A 19,049-nucleotide genomic window follows, 5' to 3' on the forward strand; every position below is an offset into this window, starting at 1 on the left:
GGACATGCGCGCAGATGTGCTGATTGTCGGGGCCGGAATGGTCGGAAGCGCCCTGGCGCTGGCGTTGCAGGGCAGCGGCCTGCAGGTGCTGTTGCTCGATGGCAGCCCGTTGAGTGTCAAGCCGTTCGACCGTGACGCGGCCTTCGAACCTCGTGTAAGCGCGTTGTCCGCCGCCAGCCAGCGCATCCTCGAACGACTGGGCGTGTGGGACGGCATCGTCTCACGTCGCGCCAGCCCCTATGGCCAGATGCAGGTGTGGGACGGCAGCGGCACCGGGCAGATCCACTTCTCTGCGGCCAGTGTGCATGCCGAGGCGCTCGGGCATATCGTCGAGAACCGCGTGGTTCAGGACGCCTTGCTCGACCGCCTGCATGACTGCGACCTGGGCCTGTTGGCCAATGCGCGGCTCGAACAGATGCGTCGCTCCGGCGATGAGTGGCTGCTGACCCTGGCCGACGGCCGCAAGCTGCGTGCACCGCTGGTGGTGGCGGCCGACGGCGCCAATTCCGCCGTGCGCCGCCTCACCGGTACCGCCACTCGTGAGTGGGATTACCTGCACCACGCTATCGTCACCAGTGTGCGCAGCACCCAGCCGCACCAGCGTACGGCCTGGCAGCGCTTCACCGATACCGGGCCCTTGGCATTCTTGCCGCTGGAGCGCGACGGCCAGCAGGATTGGTGTTCGATTGTCTGGTCGACCACTCCGACTGAAGCCGAACGCTTGATGGCGTTGGATGAAGACAGCTTCTGCCGCGAACTGGAGCGAGCATTCGAGGGGCGCCTGGGCACCGTGGTGAGCGCTGACCCGCGCGTCTGCGTGCCATTGCGTCAGCGGCATGCCAAACGTTACGTGGCCGAAGGCCTGGCGCTGATAGGCGACGCCGCCCACGTCATCCACCCGCTGGCCGGGCAGGGCGTGAACCTGGGCTTTCTCGATGCGGCGGTACTGGCCGAGGTGCTGCTGGCGGCCACCGAGCGCGGTGAGCGCCTGGCGGACCAGAAAGTACTGAGCCGCTACGAGCGGCGCCGCATGCCGCATAACCTGGCGTTGATGGCGTCGATGGAGGGCTTCGAGCGGCTGTTCCAGGCCGACCCATTGCCGCTGCGCTGGTTGCGCAATGCGGGCCTGAAAATGGTCGACCGGCTGCCGCAAGCCAAGGCGTTATTCGTGCGCCAGGCCCTCGGCTTGAGCGGGGATTTGCCGGAGTTGGCCAGGCCCTGACGGGGCGTGCAACATCTGGTAACGCCTCTACCGAGCGCCGGCAAATGTGAGTCCTTATCATTTGCGATCCTTCGTTCATGAGAGACCGCACCTATGTTGGCATCCAAGCGCCTTCTGACTGCCCTGGCACTCACCCTGTTCGGCAGCTGCGCCGTGCAGGCTGCCGACGAAGTGGTGGTCTACTCCTCGCGCATCGACGAACTGATCAAGCCAGTGTTCGATGCCTACACCCAGAAGACCGGCGTGAAGGTCAAGTTCATCACCGACAAGGAAGCCCCGCTGATGCAGCGCATCAAGGCCGAGGGCGACAACGCCACCGCCGACCTGCTGCTCACCGTCGACGCCGGTAACCTCTGGCAAGCCGAGCAAATGGGCATCCTGCAACCGTTCACCTCTGCGGTGATCGACAAGAACATCCCCCTTCAATACCGCTCATCGGCCCATGCCTGGACCGGCTTGAGCCTGCGCGCGCGGACCATCGCCTACTCCACCGACCGGGTCAAACCCTCCGACCTGACCACCTATGAAGCCCTGGCCGACAAGCAGTGGGAAGGCCGCCTGTGCCTGCGCACGGCGAAAAAGGTCTACAACCAATCGCTGACCGCTACCCTGATCGAAACCCACGGCGCGGCCAGGACCGAAGAAATCATCAAGGGCTGGGTCAATAACCTTTCCACCGACGTGTTCTCCGATGACATTGCGGTACTGGAAGCTATCAACGCCGGCCAGTGCGATGTGGGCATCGTCAACACCTACTACTACGGCCGGCTGCACAAGAAGAAGCCGGACCTGCCGGTAAAGCTGTTCTGGCCCAACCAGGGCGACCGTGGTGTTCACGTGAATCTGTCGGGCATCGGCCTGACCAAATACGCGCCACACCCGGAAGCCGCCAAGGCCCTGGTGGAGTGGATGACCACCCCAGAAGCGCAGAAGATCTTCGCTGATGTGAACCAGGAGTTCCCGGCCAACCCCGCAGTGCCGCCGTCGGCCGAAGTGGCGACCTGGGGCAAGTTCGTCGCGGATACCCTGCCGGTGGAGGTCGCGGGCAAGCGTCAGGCAGAGGCCATTCGGTTGATGGATCGCGCCGGCTGGAACTAAGTACAATTTGTAGGACGCCGCAGATCTAACTGTGGGAGGGGGCTTGCCTCCGATGTCAGAGTGTCAGTCTACTGATCAGTGACTGATCCGCTGCCATCGGGGGCAAGCCCCCTCCCACATTGGGTTGCGGTGATTTCAAGATATTCATTACCGAGAACCCACCTTTGGCCCACCCTGCCCAACGTCGCTGGTACCTGCCGGTCTTCACCGTTGCCGCCCTGGTGCTGCTGCCGCTGAGCGTGCTGGTGTTGTCCTGGCAAAGTATCGACGCGCAAATCTGGTCCCATCTCTGGGACACCCAGATGCCCCGTCTGCTGGGCAATACCCTGACGTTGGTGCTGGGTGTCGGCGTGGGCGTAACGCTGCTGGGCGTCAGCCTGGCGTGGCTGACCAGCCTCTGTGAGTTCCCCGGCCGGCGCTGGCTCGACTGGGCGTTGATGCTGCCCTTCGCCATCCCGGCGTACGTGCTGGCCTTCGTGTTCGTCGGCCTTCTGGACTTTTCCGGCCCCGTGCAGACGCTGCTGCGCGAGTGGTTCGGTATGGGGTTGCGCCTGCCACGGGTGCGTTCGACCGGTGGCGTGATTGTCGTGTTGGTGCTGGTGTTCTATCCCTACGTCTACCTGCTGGCACGTACGGCGTTCCTGTCCCAGGGCAAGGGCTTGATGGAAGCCGCTAGGGTGCTGGGCCAGTCGCCCTGGCAAGCGTTCTGGCGCGTAGCCCTTCCCATGGCGCGCCCGGCGATCGGTGCCGGTGTGGCCTTGGCATTGATGGAGACCCTGGCGGATTTCGGCGCTGTCTCGGTGTTCAACTTCGATACTTTCACCACGGCCATCTACAAGACCTGGTACGGCTTTTTCAGCCTGTCCAGCGCAGCCCAGTTGGCGAGCCTGTTGCTGCTGGTGGTGATGCTGGTGCTTTACGGCGAGCGCCGTGCGCGAGGCGCGAGCCGCCCCGGCAATGAGCGACCGCGAGGTAAGGCGTTGTATCACCTGCGTGGGTTCAAGGCGGCGGCCGCGAGCGCGTGGTGCGGCCTGGTGTTCGCCTGCGCCTTTGTGATTCCGATACTGCAACTGGTGGCCTGGTTCTGGCAGCGCGGCCGCTTCGACCTCGATGAGCGCTACGCCGGCTTGATCGTTCACACTCTGTATCTCGGCGGTATCGCGGCGTTGATCACCGTAGCCGTGGCATTAGTGCTCGCTTTCGCCAACCGCCTGTCGCCGACCCGAGCGATTCGCTCCGGGATCGGCCTGGCCAATGTTGGCTATGCCTTGCCGGGATCGGTGCTGGCAGTGTCGATCATGTTGGCGTTCAGCTACCTGGACCGCGAATTGGTGGTGCCGCTGTCGGGCTGGCTGGGCGGCGCGGGCAAGCCGCTGCTGCTGGGCAGCCTGCTGGCGTTGGTGTTGGCGTATCTGGTGCGATTCCTGGCGGTCGCGTATGGGCCGCTGGAAAACAGTCTAGGGCGAATCCGCCCATCTTTGCCGGAGGCCGCCCGCAGTCTGGGCGTGAGCGGTCCGCGACTGTTTTGCAAAGTGTATCTGCCTCTGTTGCTTCCCGGCGCCTTGAGCGCGGCGCTGCTGGTGTTTGTCGATGTGCTCAAGGAAATGCCCGCCACCCTGCTGATGCGCCCGTTCGGCTGGGATACGTTGGCGGTGCGGATCTTTGAAATGACCAGCGAAGGGGAGTGGGCGCGCGCCTCCCTGCCCGCATTGACGCTGGTACTGGTGGGGTTGCTGCCGGTCATCGGGCTGATCCGACGCTCGGCGCGACAAATCGGTTAGGTGCCAGTCCTACGGCTTGCGGCTACAATGCGCGGCATTCGGTGCGGTCCATCCTTCGGATCGGCGCGCTTAGCGTGACTGCAGTCCTTGTCATTCAAGGCTTCCAGCGCGTTTGGCAACGCTGCGCACCTTCGCCAAGCCCGGAAGGAGAAACCCATGGGACAGCGTACGCCTCTGTATGACCTGCATCTCGCCCTCGGCGCGAAAATGGTCGATTTTGGCGGTTGGGATATGCCTTTGCATTACGGCTCGCAAGTTGAAGAACACCATCAGGTGCGACGCGACTGCGGGGTGTTCGATGTATCTCATATGACCGTGATCGATGTCACAGGCCCCCAGGCCAAGGAATGGCTCCAGCATCTGCTGGCCAATGACGTCGATCGTTTGCATGGCTGCGGCCGTGCGTTGTACAGCGCCATGCTCAATGAGCAGGGCGGGGTGGTGGACGACATGATCGTCTACCGCACCCAGGCCGGTTACCGGCTGGTGGTCAACGCCGCCACCCGCGACCAGGACATGGCCTGGATGCAGGCACAACTGGGTAACTATCAGGCGCACCTCAATGAGCGCCCGGAACTGGCGATGTTGGCCATCCAGGGCCCCAATGCGCGCCACAAGATTGCAGAGTTGGTAACCCAGTCGCGCGGCACCCTGATCCATCAACTCATGCCTTTTGAAGGCCAGGCCGACGGCGATTGGTTTATCGCTCGCACTGGGTATACCGGCGAAGACGGCCTGGAAATTGTCCTGCCTGCCGATCAGGCGCCGGGTTTTTTCAACGACCTGGTGGGCGCCGGTATTTCACCTATCGGTCTGGGCGCTCGGGACACCCTGCGTCTGGAGGCTGGCATGAACCTGTACGGCCAGGATATCCACCAAAATGTTTCGCCCCTGGCGGCCAACATGGCCTGGAGCATCGCCTGGGAGCCTGCCGAGCGCGATTTCATCGGCCGTACTGCGCTGCAAGCAGAGCTGGCGGCGGGTGTGCAGTCCAAACTGGTGGGGCTGGTGCTGGAGGAACGTGGGGTTTTACGCGCTCATCAGGTGGTTCGTATCGCCAATGTTGGCGAAGGGGAGATCACCAGTGGTAGTTTCTCTCCTACGCTGAGCAAATCCATTGCCCTGGCGCGTGTACCGGCGGCGACTGCCGATCGGGCCGAAGTGGAAATCCGCGGCAAGTGGTACCCGGTTCGAGTGGTCAAACCGACCTTCGTACGCCATGGCAAGACCTTGATCTAACTATTCCGGCGGGCAAATGGCCGCTGACATTTCTTCTTGAGGACACAGACAATGAGCAATATCCCAGCCGACCTGCGTTTTGCCGAGAGTCATGAATGGGCCCGTCTGGAAGCTGACGGTACTGTTACCGTCGGGATTTCCGATCATGCCCAGGAAGCGTTGGGAGATGTGGTGTTTGTTGAGTTGGCTGAGGTCGGCGCCACGTTCGGGACGGGAGACCAGGCTGGGGTGGTTGAGTCTGTGAAAGCGGCTTCGGATATCTACGCCCCGATTGCAGGTGAAGTAATCGCCGTCAATGAGGAATTGAGCGGTAGCCCTGAACTGCTGAACTCTGACCCATACGGTGCCTGGATCTTCAAGCTCAAGCCAAGCAGCGCGGCTGAGTTGGACAAGCTGCTGGATGCTGCCGGCTACAAAGCCGCCATCGGCGAATAAACGCGAGGCCCATGTGGGAGCGGGCTTGCTCCCTCCCACATTGAACCGCAAGTGTTCAGCTCGCCGTCAACACTGCTTTTACCGCCGCCACCGACCGCTCCACATCCGCCTCCGTCATCGCCGTGAACATCGGCAGCGACACGATCAAGCGCCCGACCTTTTCCGCCACCGGGAACATGCCTTCCTTGAATCCCTGCGCCCGATACAGGCTCAGCAGGTGGATCGGCGGGTAGTGGTAGCCAATGCCGACGCCCAGAGCCTGCATTTTTTCCATGAACGTGGCGCGGGCGGGCAAACCGTCCTGGCGTTCCGGCAGTACGAGTTGGAACAGGTGCCAGTTGCTGTTTTCGAAGTCGGCCGGCGGCAGTTGAGCGCCGTACTTTTCTTCGAAGTCACTGCCAAAACAGTTGAAGTAGTGACGCGCAAGATTCTGGCGATGGGCAGTGATCTGCTCGATATGAGCGAATTGTCCCAGCCCAATGGCGGCGGCAATGTCAGTCATATTGAATTTACCGCCCAGTACGTCCACGTCCAGGCCGTCGAAGCCAGTACGCGTAACGCCTTGCAGGCGGTATTTTTCGGCCAGACGCGCCTCTTCGGCATTGTTCAACACCAGGCAACCGCCCTCGGAAGAGGTGATGTTCTTGTTTGCCTGGAAACTGAACGACACGAAATCCCCGGTGGCGCCAATGCGCTCGCCGTCCCAGCTGGAACCCAACGCCTGGGCGGCGTCTTCGACGATGCGCAGGTTGTACTTGTTGGCCAGTGCGTAAAGCATCGGCATGTCCAGCGGCAGGCCGGCCAGGTAGACAGGAATGATCGCCTTGGTGCGTGGGGTGATGGCGGCTTCCACTTGGGCCAGGTCGATATTACGGGTGACAGGGTCTATATCGGCAAACACCGGTGTGGCGCCGACTTCCAGAATAACGTTGGCCGTGGCGACCCAGGAGATCGGCGTGGTGATAACTTCATCGCCCGGCCCGATGCCGGCGATGCGCAAGGCAATCTCCATGGTGCAGGTGCCGGAGTTGAACGTGCGCACCGGTCGGCCGCCAAAGTATTCCGACAGCTGCGCCTCGAACGCCTGCACCTTCGGCCCGCTGGTGATCCAGCCCGAGCGCAGGACGTCGCCTACCGCCGAGATGGTGGCCTCATCGATGGTGGGCTTGGAAAACGGCAGGAAAGGCTGTTGGCTCATGACGATGACGGCATCCGTTCAAATTGGCGATGGTGGTGAGGCTTGTCAGCACGGGCATGGTGGCACGGCTCGACTGAATATAGCCTGTCGCCTGTGAATGAATCGTCACCGTGCGGGCAAAAAAATGCCGCTTCAAAAGCGGCATTTTTCAGCGAGAGGCTATTACTCGGTGACGGCATTCTTCGCGAGGATGGCGTTGGCCAGTTCCATATCCGTGGCTTGCAGGCCTGGGTTGTCGGCGCGGACTTTCTGCATTGCGGCTTCCAGGTACGGGCCACGGATACCGCCGTCGCTCGCAACAAAGCTACCAGCATCGTCTTGCGCGGCGACCACCAGCTTGTGATCCTTGAAGGTCAGGTACGTCGAGCCGGTGGTAGCACCTGAGGAGATGACGTTGCGCCAGAAACTGTCGGCCATGGCTGAACCGACAGGGAGGGAAAGCACAGCGAGGGTTGCGACAGCATATTTGAGACGCATGATGGGTGACTCCGGGTGGGTGATCTGTACGTTTGGATCGTAATTTATCCAAACGAGTTCCGTCACTGACTAAACAGTTTCAACCTTCAACACCACGCCTTCCTGGGCAATCACGCGCACTTGAGTGCCTACAGGGCAATCAGGGCCGCTCACCATCCACACGCCATCCCCGACTTTCACCTTGCCTCGTCCATCCACAATCGCCTGGTGTACCACGAACGTGCGACCGACCAGTTCTGAGCCGCGCTCATTCAATCCCGGTTGGTCGCTGGCCTTGGCGCTGCTGCGTTGGCGTTTCCACCAGTAAACAGCGGTCAATATCGACAACACGGCAAACAGCAGCAATTGCCATTCCAGGCCCAGCGGCGGAACCAAAAACTTGATTACGCCCACGGCAGCCGCTGCGATGCCCATCCACAACAGGTACCCGCCGGCGCCGAAAACTTCAAGAATCAACAGCACTGTGCCCAAAGCCAGCCAATCCCAAAACGACAGGTGCAGCAGGAAATCCCACATGGCGATGGCCTCAGCCCTTTTTGTTATCGAACGTTGCTTTGACGATCTCGCCGATGCCGCCGACCGCACCGATCACCTGGCTGGCTTCAAGTGGCATCAGGATGACTTTGCTGTTGTTGGCCGAGGCCAGTTTGCCCAGGGCGTCGATGTACTTTTGCGCGACGAAGTAGTTGACCGCCTGCACGTTGCCCGAGGCGATGGCCTCCGACACCACTTGGGTTGCCCGTGCTTCCGCTTCGGCCTGACGTTCGCGGGCTTCGGATTCAAGGAATGCCGCTTGCCGGCTACCTTCGGCTTCCAGGATCTGGGCCTGCTTTTTACCTTCTGCGGTGAGGATCGCCGATGCTCGCAACCCTTCGGCCTCAAGAATTTGCGCGCGCTTGATCCGCTCGGCTTTCATCTGGCCGGACATCGCGGCCATCAGGTCGGCAGGCGGGCTGATGTCCTTGATTTCGATGCGGGTGATCTTGATGCCCCAGGGCGCGGTGGCTTCGTCCACGGTCTTCAGCAGTTTTTCATTGATGCCGTCGCGTTGGCTGAGCATGGCGTCGAGTTCCATCGAGCCGAGTACGGTACGGATATTGGTTTGCAGCAGGTTACGAATGGCATGTTCGAGGTTGTTGACCTCGTAAGCCGCCTGGGCCGTATTGACCACCTGGAAAAAGCACACGGCATCGATCTGCACGGTGGCGTTGTCGGCGGTGATGACTTCCTGCGGCGGGATATCCAGCACGCTCTCCATCACGTTGATCTTGCGGCCGATGCGATCCATGACCGGAATGATGATATTCAGGCCGGGCTTGAGAGTATTGGTATAGCGACCGAAACGCTCGACTGTCCATTGATAGCCCTGGGGCACGACCTTGAAGCCCATGAACAGAATGGCGATGGCCAATCCTACAAAAAGCAGCAGTACGGTTCCGATTTGCATGGCGATTCCCTATCTGATGATGTCAGTGGCGCGACTTACGGCCGATTGTAACGGGGTTGTCACCGATAAGAACGGTTTCCCGGCGTTACCCATTAGGGATTTGTTACTGAATCTGCTGGCGTTACCCGCAGCACCTCAGCCAGCGTTGTGTGGCCGCTCATGACCTTCTGCATGCCAGCCATGCGCAAGCTGCACATTCCTTGCCCTATCGCTGCACGGCGCAGCGCCAGCACGTCGGCTTCGGGGGTAATAAGCGTTTTGAGCGATTCATCCAGCACCATGATCTCGTAGATCCCGGCGCGCCCGTGGTAGCCGCTGTGGCGGCAGTCCGCACACCCCACGGCTTCAGGGCGGTCATGTTCCACGCGCTTGCACTGAGGGCATAACACCCGTACCAGGCGCTGCGCCATCACCCCAAGCAAGGTGGCCTTGATCAAATAGTGTGCAACGCCCAACTCCTGCAGCCGGCTGATGGCGCTGGGCGCGTCGTTGGTGTGCAGGGTGGACAGCACAAGATGCCCGGTCAACGCGGCCTGGATGGCCATTTCCGCGGTTTCGTGGTCGCGGATCTCACCGATCATGATGATGTCCGGGTCCTGACGCAGCAAGGCGCGAATACCGCTGGCAAAGGTCAGGTCGATATTGTGCCGGACCTGCATCTGGTTGAACGCCGGCTCCACCATCTCGATCGGGTCTTCAACCGTGCACAGGTTGATTTCTCGGGTCGCCAGTTGTTTGAGCGTGGTGTAGAGGGTGCTGGTCTTGCCCGAGCCCGTAGGGCCCGTGACCAGGATGATCCCGCTGGTCTGGCGTGTCATGGCGTGCCAGCGCCGCTGGTCTTCATCCGATAGGCCCAACTGGTCAAAATCCTTGAGCAGCACCTGGGGATCGAAAATCCGCATCACCAGTTTTTCGCCGAAGGCCGTGGGCAAGGTCGACAGGCGCAGCTCGATTTCGGTACCCGCCGGGCTTTTGGTTTTTACCCGACCATCCTGGGGTTTACGTTTTTCCGCCACATTCATGCGGCCCAGGCTCTTGAGGCGGCTGACCACGGCCACCGCGACCTGGGGCGGGAATTGATAGACATCATGCAGCAGCCCGTCAATGCGAAAGCGTACCCGGCCCTGATCCCGACACGGCTCGATATGGATATCGCTGGCCCGCTGGGCAAAGGCGTACTGCAAAAGCCAATCGACGATCGTGACGATGTGCGCATCGTTGGCGTCCGGCTCCTGATCGCTGGCGCCGAGGTTGAGCAGATCGAAAGGGGCAGGCCCGATGACGTTTTGATCAGCCCTGCTCACCGACTTCGTCAGTCGATAGAACTCGCCTATATACCGTTGAATTGCCTGAGGGTTGGCGACAACGCGGGTAATCGAACGCTTGAGCACCTGTGCCAGCCCCGCCTCCCAACAGGTCACGTAGGGCTGCGCGCTGGCGACGGTGACCGTCAGCCCATCCACGGCCACGGCCAGGATGCCGTGGCGCTGGGCAAACGTATGGGACATCAGCGGCACGACTGTCGCGACATCGATCTTCAGTGGGTCGATGCGCAGATAAGCTTGCCCGGCCTGCTCGGCCAGCCACTGGGTCAAAAGCTCCAGGCCCGGGCCATGTTCCGCGATGCGTTCCAAGGGATGCTGGGCATTATCGTCTGGCAGCGCCGACAAGCGACGCGCGATATCGGGCGAGATCAGCCCTCGTTCGAGCAAGGCCGGCAGCAACGAATGCAGCTTCAATCGGTGATCAATAGCCATGAGGGGTTCCTGGGCAACCTTGGATGTTCTCCCAGGCTAGTCAGCCCCTGACTTTCTTCCCGCCCGCCTGTGTTGCAGGTTTTACCCGGCAACCGCCACCTGTACGCCGGGGCCCGTGGCATCAATGGCCCATACATCCAGCGAACAGACGCTGATCAGGTTTCGAATCTTTTCACCGATCACCTGGGCCCGATGCCAGCTCAGGCCATCCAGCACGATCTCGATATTCAGCAGCTCTTTTTCTCGACTCACCGTGACCTGCGCCGGCGTCAGAAACTGCAGGGCATAGTAGTTGAGCACCCGGCACAACACATCGGGTTCAGCCTCGGCAACGATCTGGTAATGGGCGCGGCAGTGGGGGCTGTTGGCGGCCCATGCATCGACGCGGGTAAGCGAGGGGGTGGCTTCGATGGTGTGCATGCTCTTGCTCCAGATTCGACGCAGAAATTTTTACATGCGTTAACGGAGATTTCTTATCTAAGATACGGGTTACTGCCGACTATTAAGCGAGATCAATTCAAGAATGGCGGTGAATCAGGTATTTCTATGCAAAATGAACTGGATGTCTACGACCGACGCATTCTAGCGTTGCTGCAAGAGGACGCTTCGCTCTCCAGCGCGCAGATTGCCGAACAGGTGGGCTTGTCCCAGTCGCCGTGCTGGCGGCGCATTCAACGGCTTAAGGAGGAAGGAGTAATCCGCAGCCAGGTGACGTTGCTGGACCGCAAGAAAATCGGCCTTAACACGCAGATATTCGCCGAGGTCAAACTCAACGCCCACGGCCGCTCCAACTTCACTGAATTCACCGAGTCGATTCGCGGCTTTCCCGAAGTGCTGGAGTGTTACGTGCTGATGGGGGCGGTGGATTTCCTGCTGCGCATCGTGACGTCGGATATCGAGGCGTACGAGCGGTTTTTCTTCGAGAAGCTGTCGATGGTACCGGGGATCCAGGAGGTCAATTCGATTGTGGCGCTGTCTGAAATCAAATCGACCACCAGCCTGCCAGTATTGCGCTGACCGGCCTCGCCTTATCGAGGCAGAGGTATCCAGCGTTACACCAGCACGATCAAGAGCGGCTCGTTTTGCGTACTTGTGATGAGCAGGCTTGCCCAGCGCGGGGCAAGCCTGCTCACCACGGAGTTATTTTCAGCTTTCAAGATGTGCGTAGAGCTTATCGGGCCTTTGCTGGCTACAGGCGCAACAGGGTCTTCCACGCGCGGTTCTGATACACCGCAATCGCCTGGTGCATCCGCGCATCCAGCGATTCATCGGTGATCGGCTGATTGGCCAGTTGCGCCAGCTTGTTCAGCTCGCCGTACAAACGATCCAGTTCCGGAATATCCAGCACATGGCGGGCGTGGTGCAGCCAGGCCTGGATGCGTTCGATGCGCGGCAGTTGCTCGGCCAGGTCTTCCGGCTGCTGCTGGTAGCGCTGCAGTTGCAAGGCGACGGCGTCGTCGGCCAGCAGGCGCGGCAGCCAATTGGCGATTTGCGCGGCGCCCTGGCGGTTGCCACGCACGTTGCGGTTGGCGGTCCAGGTGCGGGCCATCAGCCAGCGCGAGGTGTTGAGTGAAAACAGGCCCCAGCGTACGTCGTCCAATTCTTCGGCGAATTGCTCCGGCGCGGCCTTGCGGATGTCTTCATCGTCGTCGCCGGCTTGTACCAGCGGGCGCCAGTCTTCCAACAGCGCATCCAGCGCAGTGCGCAGTTCGCTGGTGGATTGGCGGGGCGCAGCCTGGCCGAGGCTGCCGACCAGGGCGCGCAGTTCGCCGAGGTTGTCGACCCATTCCTGCAGCAGGCGCCAATGGCCATTGAAGCGGTACTGCTCAGCCAGGCGCTGGCTGCTGCCGAGCAGGTGCCACAGGATGGCGGCAAAGGCGTCGTCCAAGGGCATTTCGGCGTGCAACTGCGGTGCCGGCAGGCTCAGGGAGTAACTGCTGGCGTCGTAGAGACGATAGCCGCGCTCGGCCTTGCTGATGTCACACGGCATCAGTGCCAGGGTGGCGGCCAGCTCGGCGGCCAGTTCCAGCAGCGCCGCCGGTTCGCCTTCGCGTAGCTCCAGTTCCAGCTCACAGATCTCTTCTTTCTGCTTGCCGACCACTACGTGGCCCAGGTCCAGGGCGGCTTCGATCACCACTTTGGCCTTGCCACGGCCCCAGGCGATTTCGGCGCGCTCGCGCACGAAATCGGTGGTGAAGATTGGCTTGAGGGTCTTTTTGTCCAGCTCGGCCAATTGCTCGGGCCAGCACTCGCCGTCGAGTTTCTTCACGTCGAGCTTGGCTTTGGGCAAGTCCCAGTTGTACTCATTGCGTTCCGACAAGCCGGCGACGCTCTGGCCGCGGGTCTTGAGGGTCTGAATGATGTCGTCACCGTCCTTGCGCAGACGCAGGGCGACTTTGGCCTGGGCCAGGTCGCGCTCGGGGGTATCGAAATATTGGTTCATCAACTCACGGCGTTCCCAGCCACTTTTGTTGCGTTTTTTCAGTAGCGGGTGCTCACGCAGCGCGGCGAGTGTTTCGCGGCTGACGCGGAGCTTGATTTCGGTTTCTTTCTGCATGGCCGGAAAATCCAGGATCGGGAGCGCAGCCGGGGAAAAGAGTGGCTGCCAAGGTCGTGCAGTGTACAGGACTGAGCCCGGCAACGCGCCGCAACGGTTTATTGTGTCGTGCAGATGCCTCTATAGTGAGGCTCATCCGGGAAGTGGGGAGACCGTGTATGCCGTTGCCGTCCATGAAAGAGCAGTTCGCCGCGTTGATCGCCGCGCCGTCGGTCAGTTGCACCCAGGCGTCCCTGGATCAGACCAACCGCCCGGTAATCGATCTGCTTGCCGGCTGGCTGGGCGACCTGGGTTTCGCCATCGACATCCAGACCGTCAGCCCCGGCAAATTCAACCTGCTTGCCAGTTTCGGCAGCGGCCCCGGCGGCCTGGTGCTGGCCGGTCATAGCGACACCGTGCCGTATGACCCCGCGTTGTGGAAAACCGACCCGCTCACGCTGACGGAAGTTGACGGCCGCTGGGTAGGATTGGGCAGTTGCGACATGAAGGGCTTTTTCGCCCTGATCATTGAGGCTGTGTTGCCACTGCTGGATCAACCGTTCAGGCAGCCATTGCTGATCCTCGCCACCTGCGATGAAGAAAGCTCCATGTCCGGTGCGCGAGCGCTGGCCGAAGCCGGTCGCCCCCTGGGTCGTGCAGCGGTGATCGGCGAGCCGACCGGTCTCAAGCCGATCCGCCTGCATAAAGGCGTGATGATGGAGCGCATCGACATCCTCGGTCGCAGCGGTCATTCGTCGGACCCCAGTCTCGGTCACAGCGCCCTCGAGGCCATGCACGATGCCATCGGTGAATTGCGCGGCCTGCGCCTGGCCTGGCAGCGCGAATACCGCAACGCGCAATTCAGCGTGCCGCAACCGACCCTGAACTTCGGCTGTATCCACGGCGGTGACAACCCCAACCGCATCTGTGGCCAGTGCTCCCTGGAGTTCGACCTGCGACCCCTGCCCGGCATGGACCCTGAGGTGTTGCGCAACGCCATCCGGCAGAAGCTCCAACCCCTGGCCGAGCGCCATCAGGTCAAGATCGACTATGCGCCGCTGTTTCCCGCCGTGCCGCCATTCGAGCAGCCGGAAGACGCCGAGCTGGTGCGGGTCGCGGAACGTTTGACCGGTCATCGTGCCGAAGCAGTAGCGTTCGGCACCGAAGCGCCTTATCTTCAGCGCCTTGGTTGTGAAACCCTGGTGCTCGGCCCTGGCGATATCGCCTGTGCGCACCAGCCGGGCGAATACCTCGAAATGTCACGCTTGACGCCTACAGTGCGTCTATTGCGCGGATTGATCGAACATTACTGCCTCAAACCTGCATAAATTAACCCCTGCCTGTTCGTACATAGAAGGAGAGTGAGCGTGTCGCCAAGCCTGTTCCGACGATAACCATCAGCCCGCCGTGCGCTTTCACGATTCATCCTTTTTTGGCTGCTTTTTATTACAGGCCCAGGTGTTATGCCCGAATACGTCAATTGGCTTCGTCATGCTTCCCCTTACATCAATGCCCATCGTGACTGCACCTTTGTGGTCATGTTGCCTGGCGACGGTGTGGACCATCCCAACTTCGGCAATATCGTCCACGACCTGGTACTGCTCCACAGCCTGGGCGTGCGTCTGGTGCTGGTGCACGGTTCGCGCCCACAGATCGAGGCGCGCCTTGAAGCGCGCGGCCTTACCCCGGCATACCACGAAGGTATGCGCATCACCGATGCCGCCACCCTGGAGTGCGTGATCGATGCGGTCGGTCATCTGCGTATCGCCATCGAAGCGCGCCTGTCGATGGACATGGCCTCATCGCCCATGCAGGGCTCGCGCCTGCGCGTGGCCAGCGGCAACCTGGTGACCGCGCGTCCCATCGGCGTGCTCGAAGGCGTGGACTACCACCATACCGGCGAAGTGCGCCGGGTCGACCGCAAGGGCATCAATCGGCTGCTCGACGAGCGCTCGATCGTATTGCTCTCGCCGCTGGGTTACTCGCCGACCGGGGAGATCTTCAACCTGGCCTGTGAAGATGTCGCTACCCGCGCCGCCATCGACCTGGGGGCGGATAAGTTGCTGCTGTTCGGTGCCGATCTTGGATTGATCGACGAACATGGGCGCCTGGTGCGTGAGTTGCGCCCGCAGCAAGTGCCGGCGCATTTGCAGCGTCTGGGCAGCAGCAACTACCAGGCCGAGTTGCTCGACGCAGCGGCGCAGGCTTGTCGGGGCGGGGTAGGGCGCAGCCATATCGTCAGCTATGCCGAAGATGGCGCGTTGCTCACCGAGCTGTTCACCCGAGACGGTGGCGGTACGCTGGTGGCTCAGGAGCAATTCGAACTGGTACGCGAGGCGGCGATTGAAGACGTCGGCGGCTTGCTCGATTTGATCAGCCCGTTGGAAGAGCAGGGCATTCTGGTGCGTCGTTCGCGGGAAGTGCTGGAGCGTGAAATAGAGCAGTTCAGCGTGGTGGAGCGCGAAGGCATGATCATCGCCTGCGCGGCGCTGTATCAGATCGCCGATTCGGATGCCGGTGAGCTGGCGTGCCTGGCGGTGAACCCCGAGTACCGCCACGGCGGGCGCGGTGATGAGCTGCTTGAGCGCATCGAAACCCGGGCCCGGGCGCAGGGTTTGAAGACCTTGTTCGTGCTCACCACTCGCACCGCCCACTGGTTTCGTGAACGGGGCTTTGTGCCGAGCAGCGTCGATCGCCTGCCGTCCGCCCGCGCCTCGTTGTACAACTACCAACGTAATTCGAAGATTTTCGAAAAGGCCCTCTAGCTAATCCTCTCCCAAGGTAGGAGCGAACGCGCTCCTACCCTTTTCCTGTCCCCCGTCCTGTTTGTGCTCCGGCAAACGACACCACCCCCTTCAGAACCGTTGAATCAGGCCGATACGCTGAGCGCGAGCAGGGATAGAGCGCGTGACGGGAGGGGCATCGGAATATGAGCCTTGGCAGGCTTGTCATCAAAAGAAACTATTCCGATACAAAAACTGTAACAAATTGACGGGAGGATATGCGTTTGGCCATCATGGCGTCGCTTTTTTGATCGTACGTGACGTATGCGGCTTTAGACCTGCATTCGATGATCTAAAAAGTGGAAAACAAATACCCTTTAGGAATTAGCTTTTAGGGAGGTTCGTCTATCCTGACCTGCCCGATCTACGTAATGGCTTATTCCGAAATTGTATGAAAAAGAATGAAACAATTCTTTTTGGGTGTATGAAAAACTCATTACCCTGCAGGGACCAAATCAACGGTGGTTAGACGAAGGTAGTAGACACACTAGGTTACGATTGACTTGGTAGTCACTATCTGGCGCTAATCGCGCATCTGTGGATCGAGGGCGTCAGACCCGAGACCTAAGAACTACAAAAATTAGAAACGAGAGGAGCGGTACATGAAGAAGTCCACCTTGGCACTGGCTGTAGCCCTGGGCGCAATCGCTCAGCAAGCAGGCGCTGCTGGTTTCATCGATGACAGTAAAGTAACCCTGGGTCTGCGTAACTTTTACATCAACACCGACAACCGTGATTCGGCTGCTGGCTCTGCTGCCAACAAGCGCGCCGGTGTTCAAAGCAAGCAGGAAGAATGGGGCCAAGGCTTCGACCTGCGTTTCATCTCCGGTTACACCCAAGGCACCGTAGGCTTCGGTCTTGATGCTATCGGCCTGCTGGGCGTTCGCCTGGATTCCGGTGGCGGCACCAACGGTGCTACTGCCTCTTCCTACGGTGGCACTGTGTTCCCGAGCAAGTCCAACGGCGAAGCCGTTGATAACTACTCGAGCCTGGGCCTGACCGCCAAGGCCAAGATTTCCCAGACCGAACTGAAGCTGGGGACTCTGCAGCCCAAGCTGCCGGTCATCGTGACCAACGACGGTCGTCTGCTGCCGCAGACCTTCCAGGGTGGCCAGATCACCACCAACGACATCAAGGATTTGACTCTGGTTGCCGGTCAGATCGAAAAAGCCAAAGGTCGTAACTCCAGCAACGTCGACAACCTGTCGATCTCCGGTGCCAACTCCCGTGGCGCCAACTGGCGTGACAGCAACAAGTTCTACTACGCCGGTGGTGACTACAAGATCACCAAGGACCTGACTGCCCAGTACTACTACGGCAATCTGGAAGACTTCTACAAGCAGCACTTCCTGGGTCTGACTCACAACTGGGCAATCGGCCCGGGCGTGTTGAAATCCGACCTGCGCTACTTCCACAGCACCGATGACGGCAAGAACGGCAACGAGTCGGCCTATTTCTCCTCGGGCAACTACAGCGGCGTGAACTCCGGTCGCGGCAAGGTCGATAACAACCTGTACAGCGGCCTGTTCCTGTACACCCTGGGTGGTCACACCTTCGGTGGTGGTTATCAGGTCAGCAACGGTAGCAGCGACTTCCCTTGGCTGAACCAGGGCGACGGTTCGTCGGCTTACATCACCACCGACATGCAGATCGCCAAGTTCGCCCGTGCCGGCGAGCGCACCTGGCAGGCTCGCTACGCGTATGACTTCGCCAAGGTCGGCGTGCCTGGCCTGACAGCGGGCGTCGTGTACCTCAAAGGTACTGACATCGACACCGTTAACGGTAGCCGTGCAGAGTTCACCGGCCAGTCCGAGTGGGAGCGCGATATCACTGTTGCCTACGTGGTGCCGGAAGGCCCGTTCAAGAACGTCGGCGTGGCCTGGAAAAACGCTATGTGGCGCAACGATGTTGCCGCCGCGCGCGACCAGGACGAAAACCGTGTAATCGTCAGCTACACCTACGCGTTCAAGTAACTGCGTAAAACCTTGCCCGGCGCAACGCCGGGCAAGGTGTGTTGCCTTTCAAGTCGGGCTCACCCCCGTAAGCCCTTCCTGAACCCCTCTTTTACAACGTCTCAAGGCCTTCTCGAACCTTGAAACCGATGGTGCCCTGCGCCCGGTTCAGCGTCCAATGAACGATTTTTAATATTCCTTTATCGTCTAGATAAATCGATATTTATTCTTTTTAAAATATTCACAACCCATGCACAGTGGCCTCCATAAGCACTCATCAGGAGCCACACCATGAGCCTAAGACTGGGCGATATCGCCCCCGACTTCGAGCAGGATTCCAGCGCCGGCAAGATTCGTTTCCACGAGTGGCTGGGCGATAGCTGGGGTGTGTTGTTTTCCCACCCGGCCGACTTCACGCCGGTATGCACCACCGAGCTGGGTTTTACCGCCAAGCTCAAGGACGAGTTCGCCCAGCGCGGCGTCAAAGCCATCGCGCTGTCGGTCGACCCGGTGGACTCACACCACAAGTGGATCGAAGACATCAACGAAACCCAGCACACCACCGTCAACTTCCCGATCCTGGCCGACGCCGACCGGAAGGTCTCTGACCTCTACGATTTGATCCACCCCAATGCCAGCGACACCCTCACCGTGCGCTCGTTGTTTGTCATCGACCCGAACAAAAAGATTCGCCTGACCATCACGTACCCGGCCAGTACCGGGCGCAACTTCCATGAAATCCTGCGGGTAATCGACTCGCTGCAGCTGACCGACAACCACAAGGTCGCCACCCCCGCCAACTGGCAGGACGGTGATGAAGTGGTGATCGTGCCGTCGCTCAAGGACGAAGACGAGATCAAGAAACGCTTTCCAAAAGGCTATCGCGCAGTGAAGCCGTACCTGCGGCTTACCCCGCAGCCCAATCGTTAACGCGGATATCGCCTCGGGGGCAAACCCCCTCCCACCGTCGATGCACCGCATCTGTAACTGAATCAAAGCAGGGGTTTTCAGGCCGTTTCCACGGCCTTTTTTTTCGCCTGGCGATTGATAGGGCCAATATATTTTTATGGAATAAACAAATGAAAAAATAAGATTTATAGATATATAAATCAGCTGATAAGGTC

General features: G+C 60.3%; 17 protein-coding genes. 10 read left to right on the top strand and 7 right to left on the bottom strand.

Features of this window, described 5'->3' with window-relative positions; genetic code table 11:
- Window positions 1-4: 4 nt before the first annotated feature.
- The 5 genes from QRN10_RS12800 to gcvH all read left to right on the top strand — a co-directional run bounded on the left by QRN10_RS12800 (window position 5) and on the right by gcvH (window position 5,775).
- Window positions 5-1,222, top strand: a complete 1,218-nt coding sequence (locus QRN10_RS12800; RefSeq protein ID WP_181076583.1) for a 2-octaprenyl-3-methyl-6-methoxy-1,4-benzoquinol hydroxylase — start codon at window positions 5-7, stop codon at window positions 1,220-1,222.
- 93 nt (window positions 1,223-1,315) lie between these two features.
- Complete coding sequence (locus QRN10_RS12805) at window positions 1,316-2,320, top strand: extracellular solute-binding protein (RefSeq protein ID WP_181076405.1); 1,005 nt, start codon at window positions 1,316-1,318, stop codon at window positions 2,318-2,320.
- A gap of 164 nt (window positions 2,321-2,484) precedes the next feature.
- Window positions 2,485-4,101, top strand: a complete 1,617-nt coding sequence (locus tag QRN10_RS12810) for an ABC transporter permease (RefSeq protein ID WP_285428496.1) — start codon at window positions 2,485-2,487, stop codon at window positions 4,099-4,101.
- A gap of 156 nt (window positions 4,102-4,257) precedes the next feature.
- Window positions 4,258-5,340 (top strand): glycine cleavage system aminomethyltransferase GcvT, encoded by a 1,083-nt coding sequence (gene gcvT, locus QRN10_RS12815; RefSeq protein WP_253509745.1) that lies wholly within the window; start codon window positions 4,258-4,260, stop codon window positions 5,338-5,340.
- A 51-nt stretch (window positions 5,341-5,391) separates the two neighbouring features.
- A complete protein-coding gene (gene gcvH / locus QRN10_RS12820; protein ID WP_285428497.1) occupies window positions 5,392-5,775 on the top strand; it encodes a glycine cleavage system protein GcvH in 384 nt (127 codons plus the stop codon).
- A 55-nt stretch (window positions 5,776-5,830) separates the two neighbouring features.
- On the opposite strand, the gene QRN10_RS12825 is transcribed toward gcvH, so the two are convergent.
- The 6 genes from QRN10_RS12825 to QRN10_RS12850 form a co-directional block, all read right to left on the bottom strand.
- Entirely contained in the window at window positions 5,831-6,973 is a 1,143-nt protein-coding gene (locus QRN10_RS12825; RefSeq protein ID WP_181076410.1) for a DegT/DnrJ/EryC1/StrS family aminotransferase, read from the bottom strand.
- Between the two features lie 162 nt (window positions 6,974-7,135).
- Window positions 7,136-7,450 (bottom strand): DUF2388 domain-containing protein, encoded by a 315-nt coding sequence (locus tag QRN10_RS12830; protein WP_003176799.1) that lies wholly within the window; start codon window positions 7,448-7,450, stop codon window positions 7,136-7,138.
- Between the two features lie 69 nt (window positions 7,451-7,519).
- Window positions 7,520-7,966, bottom strand: coding sequence for an NfeD family protein (locus QRN10_RS12835; RefSeq protein WP_266247379.1), 447 nt, complete (start codon window positions 7,964-7,966; stop codon window positions 7,520-7,522).
- A gap of 10 nt (window positions 7,967-7,976) precedes the next feature.
- Window positions 7,977-8,897: an SPFH domain-containing protein gene (locus QRN10_RS12840; protein ID WP_010207363.1), complete on the bottom strand. Its 921-nt coding sequence runs from the start codon at window positions 8,895-8,897 to the stop codon at window positions 7,977-7,979.
- 92 nt (window positions 8,898-8,989) lie between these two features.
- The gene (locus QRN10_RS12845; protein WP_285428498.1) at window positions 8,990-10,654 is read right to left on the bottom strand and encodes a GspE/PulE family protein; all 1,665 of its coding nucleotides are present in this window, start codon (window positions 10,652-10,654) and stop codon (window positions 8,990-8,992) included.
- A gap of 81 nt (window positions 10,655-10,735) precedes the next feature.
- Window positions 10,736-11,074, bottom strand: a complete 339-nt coding sequence (locus QRN10_RS12850; RefSeq protein WP_181076414.1) for an ACT-like domain-containing protein — start codon at window positions 11,072-11,074, stop codon at window positions 10,736-10,738.
- 126 nt (window positions 11,075-11,200) lie between these two features.
- Here QRN10_RS12850 and QRN10_RS12855 point away from each other — a divergent pair, with 126 nt between their 5' ends.
- Window positions 11,201-11,671, top strand: coding sequence for an Lrp/AsnC family transcriptional regulator (locus tag QRN10_RS12855; protein ID WP_181076415.1), 471 nt, complete (start codon window positions 11,201-11,203; stop codon window positions 11,669-11,671).
- A 172-nt stretch (window positions 11,672-11,843) separates the two neighbouring features.
- Here the strand turns inward: QRN10_RS12855 and QRN10_RS12860 are convergent, their stop codons facing one another.
- A complete protein-coding gene (locus QRN10_RS12860) occupies window positions 11,844-13,211 on the bottom strand; it encodes a CYTH domain-containing protein (protein ID WP_181076417.1) in 1,368 nt (455 codons plus the stop codon).
- Window positions 13,212-13,369: 158 nt separating this feature from the next.
- On the opposite strand from QRN10_RS12860, the gene argE reads away from it, so the two are divergent.
- From argE to QRN10_RS12880, 4 genes are all read left to right on the top strand, one after another.
- Window positions 13,370-14,518, top strand: a complete 1,149-nt coding sequence (gene argE / locus QRN10_RS12865; RefSeq protein ID WP_266247352.1) for an acetylornithine deacetylase — start codon at window positions 13,370-13,372, stop codon at window positions 14,516-14,518.
- A gap of 135 nt (window positions 14,519-14,653) precedes the next feature.
- Window positions 14,654-15,955 carry an amino-acid N-acetyltransferase gene (gene argA, locus QRN10_RS12870; protein WP_034101368.1) on the top strand — a complete coding sequence of 434 codons (1,302 nt, stop codon included), beginning with the start codon at window positions 14,654-14,656 and terminating at the stop codon, window positions 15,953-15,955.
- A 620-nt stretch (window positions 15,956-16,575) separates the two neighbouring features.
- Window positions 16,576-17,946 (top strand): OprD family porin, encoded by a 1,371-nt coding sequence (locus QRN10_RS12875; protein ID WP_034139726.1) that lies wholly within the window; start codon window positions 16,576-16,578, stop codon window positions 17,944-17,946.
- A gap of 270 nt (window positions 17,947-18,216) precedes the next feature.
- A complete protein-coding gene (locus tag QRN10_RS12880; protein WP_181076420.1) occupies window positions 18,217-18,855 on the top strand; it encodes a peroxiredoxin in 639 nt (212 codons plus the stop codon).
- Window positions 18,856-19,049: the final 194 nt, after the last annotated feature.

Origin of the sequence: Pseudomonas sp. lyk4-R2A-8 (assembly GCF_030209095.1) — a bacterium.
Classification (GTDB): domain Bacteria; phylum Pseudomonadota; class Gammaproteobacteria; order Pseudomonadales; family Pseudomonadaceae; genus Aquipseudomonas; species Aquipseudomonas quebecensis.

What these genes read in the sequence shown, in the direction of transcription:
- QRN10_RS12800 (WP_181076583.1), top strand. Translation starts at nt 5, where the DNA reads ATGCGCGCAGATGTGCTGATTGTCGGGGCCGGAATGGTCGGAAGCGCC.
- QRN10_RS12805 (WP_181076405.1), top strand. Translation starts at nt 1,316, where the DNA reads ATGTTGGCATCCAAGCGCCTTCTGACTGCCCTGGCACTCACCCTGTTC.
- gcvT (WP_253509745.1), top strand. Translation starts at nt 4,258, where the DNA reads ATGGGACAGCGTACGCCTCTGTATGACCTGCATCTCGCCCTCGGCGCG.
- gcvH (WP_285428497.1), top strand. Translation starts at nt 5,392, where the DNA reads ATGAGCAATATCCCAGCCGACCTGCGTTTTGCCGAGAGTCATGAATGG.
- QRN10_RS12825 (WP_181076410.1), bottom strand. Translation starts at nt 6,973, where the DNA reads ATGAGCCAACAGCCTTTCCTGCCGTTTTCCAAGCCCACCATCGATGAG.
- QRN10_RS12830 (WP_003176799.1), bottom strand. Translation starts at nt 7,450, where the DNA reads ATGCGTCTCAAATATGCTGTCGCAACCCTCGCTGTGCTTTCCCTCCCT.
- QRN10_RS12835 (WP_266247379.1), bottom strand. Translation starts at nt 7,966, where the DNA reads ATGTGGGATTTCCTGCTGCACCTGTCGTTTTGGGATTGGCTGGCTTTG.
- QRN10_RS12840 (WP_010207363.1), bottom strand. Translation starts at nt 8,897, where the DNA reads ATGCAAATCGGAACCGTACTGCTGCTTTTTGTAGGATTGGCCATCGCC.
- QRN10_RS12845 (WP_285428498.1), bottom strand. Translation starts at nt 10,654, where the DNA reads ATGGCTATTGATCACCGATTGAAGCTGCATTCGTTGCTGCCGGCCTTG.
- QRN10_RS12850 (WP_181076414.1), bottom strand. Translation starts at nt 11,074, where the DNA reads ATGCACACCATCGAAGCCACCCCCTCGCTTACCCGCGTCGATGCATGG.
- QRN10_RS12855 (WP_181076415.1), top strand. Translation starts at nt 11,201, where the DNA reads ATGCAAAATGAACTGGATGTCTACGACCGACGCATTCTAGCGTTGCTG.
- QRN10_RS12860 (WP_181076417.1), bottom strand. Translation starts at nt 13,211, where the DNA reads ATGCAGAAAGAAACCGAAATCAAGCTCCGCGTCAGCCGCGAAACACTC.
- argE (WP_266247352.1), top strand. Translation starts at nt 13,370, where the DNA reads ATGCCGTTGCCGTCCATGAAAGAGCAGTTCGCCGCGTTGATCGCCGCG.
- argA (WP_034101368.1), top strand. Translation starts at nt 14,654, where the DNA reads ATGCCCGAATACGTCAATTGGCTTCGTCATGCTTCCCCTTACATCAAT.
- QRN10_RS12875 (WP_034139726.1), top strand. Translation starts at nt 16,576, where the DNA reads ATGAAGAAGTCCACCTTGGCACTGGCTGTAGCCCTGGGCGCAATCGCT.
- QRN10_RS12880 (WP_181076420.1), top strand. Translation starts at nt 18,217, where the DNA reads ATGAGCCTAAGACTGGGCGATATCGCCCCCGACTTCGAGCAGGATTCC.